The following is a 2,505-nucleotide window of genomic DNA, read 5'->3' as shown; positions in this document are numbered from 1 at the left end:
TACAAACCCAAAACAAAATAATTGAACAATTAGAAACCTTAATTAAAGGACTAAGTGAAAAACTATTTTCTCAGGGTAGTAGATTCAAGAATTATAAAAATGGGTGGAAACTGAAGAATTTGGGAGATTTAGGTGCAACCTATAATGGTCTTTCAGGAAAAAACAAAGATAATTTTGGGTTTGGTAAACCGTACATACAATATAAGCAAGTTTTCGATTCTTCAAAAATTGAAATAAAGAATTGTGGATTTGTAGAGATTTTAGAGAATGAAAAACAGAATACTGTTCGTTATGGAGATGTGTTTTTTACTGTATCATCCGAAACTTCTAAAGAAATAGGAATGTCTTCTGTTCTGTTAGAGAATACAAATGAAACTTACCTAAATAGTTTTTGTTTCGGTTATAGACCTTTTTCATTTCAAGTTCTTAATCCGCTATTTTCAAGTTATTTTTTTAGGAGTGAAATTTTCAGAAATGAGATAATCAAACTTGCACAAGGGAGCACTCGATACAATTTGTCAAAAGTTGAATTAATGAAACTGAATATTTCGCTACCATGCTTAGATGAGCAGATTACGATTGGTGAATTCCTATCTTTTATCGATGCAAAGATACAAATTGAGAAAAAATTATTAAGGAACTACCAATTGAAAAAACAATATCTGCTGCAGAACTTATTTATATAAATAAGTTCTGCAGCAGATATTGCTTCTTTCGTTGATATACTTTGAGAAGAGCTCTTTCTATATCTAATTTGCTTGATAAGTTATCCAAAATTAAAATTATATTTTGCTGTTCATTGAGATTGGGAATTTTAATTTCAAATTTCTCCAATGCAGATTTTTGAATATTGGGCAATCCTGAACCTACACGAAGTGTCATAATTTTATTTTCACAGGCTTTCAAAAAGTAATATAAATATTTATTTTTAATACATTTGTCAATGCTGATAAGTGTGTAGCAGTGTCCTCCACTCCAAAACTCGGTATTGTTAAATTTAACATATCCACAAGAATTCCCCCCTTCACTTATAGAAATGGTCTTGCCTTCTGAATTATATTCAGAATGGTAACCAGATGGTATTATCCCACCATTCATTACATAATAAAGTCCAGTGTTAGATAATGCTGAACTGTTTATCTGATCTCCCTTTTTTATTATACAAATCGATTTTAATGGAAGAACAGAAAATTCAAATTGCTTTAATTCAAACATTTGATAACTTAGCCTTTAATTAAGGATTTAATTTCCTGTGTGAATACAATTCGTTATCGACTATTCAAGCAGGTCATTGAGAAAGAAAAGGAGTTCGTAAAGATTAAGAGTATTTTAAAGTATGAGCAGCCGTCTAAATATTTAGTTTTAGATACAAATTATTCATCGGACAGCTCTTTAATTCCGGTGCTAACAGCTAACAAAGCTTTCGTAATAGGCTATACTGCAGAAGCTTTTGGAAGGTATGACAAAGGTCCATGTATCATTTTTGATGATTTTACAATGGATATGAAGTTTGTCAATTTTTCATTTAAAGTTAAGTCTTCCGCCATCAAAATACTTACTTCTAGAGAGAACGTAAACTTAAAATTTATATTTGAATATTTATCATTTTTAAATCTCTCCTCTAAGGAACATAAGCGGCATTATATTTCTGAAATTGAACCGATGGAAATACAATTGCCAAACTATTGTCAACAGAAATATATGGCCGATTTTCTATCAAAACTAGAGGACAGAATAAAAATTGAACAAGAAATTTTCTTATTATTAACTAAGCGTAAACAATATTTTTTAGCTCACTTATTTATATAAATAAGTGAGCTAAAAAATATGCTTTTTGTTCAATTAACTTTTGAAAGACTTTTATTTCAGTCTCTATTTTCAAATCTACACTAGAAAGAAAATTTGCTATTTTATTTTGTTCTTTTTTACATGGCAATGAAACTTCTATTTTTGAGAAGGATTTTACTGAAACTGTGTATCTTGTACTACCTGTTGCTACTTTAGATAATTGATGTAAAACAGATGGAACATTACAAAAATAATGTGAATATAAGATATCCAATTCTGTAGCTGGACGAAATCTCATTAAATGATAACTAAAAACAACATCTTTTAAATCTTCAAAAACCACCACAGAGTGTCCAATATCATTTGGCGTTTCAGAACTTGGAGTAAATAGGATATCACCTCTTTTTAAATTACAACTTTCAATTTGTGATTCTTTCGCGGTAACAGTTTGTAAGGATTTCATTGTTTTTTTATCTATGTTCTGATGCTTGTAAACATTCATGTAATTTACAAGATAAACTTCTTTCTCACTGTCTCTTGATAATTTATCAATACTACTTGTTTGGAAATCCCCAATTTCCCCTAACATTTTTATTTGCCATTTTGGAAAATCTCTACCATTCTCGTCCTTAAACTTCAATTGGCCTTTAAAAATTTTTTCTATAAGTGTATTCTTTAATAACTTCAGTTCCTCAATTATTTTGTTTTGGGTTTGTA

General features: G+C 29.4%; 4 protein-coding genes. 2 read left to right on the top strand and 2 right to left on the bottom strand.

The genetic code is table 11. The features are described 5' to 3' along the window. The coding region (locus tag AC0INN_RS21705; protein WP_306615094.1) for a restriction endonuclease subunit S at positions 1–686 on the top strand (686 nt) is incomplete at its 5' end. Here AC0INN_RS21705 and AC0INN_RS21700 read toward each other — a convergent pair. Then, on the bottom strand, positions 679–1,215 hold the full coding sequence (locus tag AC0INN_RS21700) for a restriction endonuclease subunit S (RefSeq protein WP_306615092.1): 537 nt from the start codon (positions 1,213–1,215) through the stop codon (positions 679–681). The two genes, AC0INN_RS21705 and AC0INN_RS21700, sit on opposite strands and share 8 nt — an antisense overlap. Before the next feature lie 39 nt (positions 1,216–1,254). On the opposite strand from AC0INN_RS21700, the gene AC0INN_RS21695 reads away from it, so the two are divergent. Continuing rightward, positions 1,255–1,809 (top strand): restriction endonuclease subunit S, encoded by a 555-nt coding sequence (locus AC0INN_RS21695; RefSeq protein ID WP_306615090.1) that lies wholly within the window; start codon positions 1,255–1,257, stop codon positions 1,807–1,809. On the opposite strand, the gene AC0INN_RS21690 is transcribed toward AC0INN_RS21695, so the two are convergent. Then, on the bottom strand, positions 1,802–2,505 hold a 704-nt coding region (locus AC0INN_RS21690), incomplete at its 5' end, for a restriction endonuclease subunit S (protein ID WP_306615089.1). The two genes, AC0INN_RS21695 and AC0INN_RS21690, sit on opposite strands and share 8 nt — an antisense overlap.

The sequence above is a fragment of the Chryseobacterium subflavum genome (assembly GCF_055762745.1).
This window is presented reverse-complemented; position numbering and strand designations above follow the sequence as displayed.

Coding starts and splice junctions, on each gene's coding strand:
- AC0INN_RS21700 (WP_306615092.1), bottom strand. CDS start 1,215: ATGTTTGAATTAAAGCAATTTGAATTTTCTGTTCTTCCATTAAAATCG.